The sequence below is a fragment of the Falsihalocynthiibacter sp. S25ZX9 genome, assembly GCF_041205405.1.
GTDB classification, from domain to species: Bacteria; Pseudomonadota; Alphaproteobacteria; order Rhodobacterales; family Rhodobacteraceae; genus Falsihalocynthiibacter; species Falsihalocynthiibacter arcticus.
In genome coordinates, this window is the sequence record NZ_JBGFCD010000126.1 from 1 (window position 1) to 341 (window position 341).

Annotated in this window: 1 protein-coding gene; it reads right to left on the minus strand. The window is 54.0% G+C overall.

Going from position 1 to position 341, the window contains the following annotated elements:
• Nucleotides 1–341, minus strand: a 341-nt coding sequence (locus AB9F29_RS21570; RefSeq protein ID WP_369757209.1) for a calcium-binding protein, incomplete at both ends; no start/stop codon positions are given.

Consider the following 341-nt stretch of genomic DNA (forward strand, 5'->3'; position numbering starts at 1 on the left):
GTCCGCTATATCAACTCCCCAGCCACCAATAAGCGCATCCGCCCCGAGGCCGCCATTCAGACTGTCATTACCCATATTACCCGACAAAGTATCGTTACCAAGGCCACCAAAGAGATGGTCAGCCCCATCGCGCCCATAGACGGTATCATGCCCCGCTCCGCCCCAAAGACTGTTGGCATTATTGTCGCCCAGCAAAAGGTCGTTAAAGGCAGTCCCCATTATATTCTCGACCGAAGAATAAGTGTCACCCGTAGCCTCGCCAGTGTTGGCAATTTCATAATAGAGGTCCGCGCGCAGACCGCTAGATGCGCTGGAATAGTCCGCTATATCAACTCCCCAGC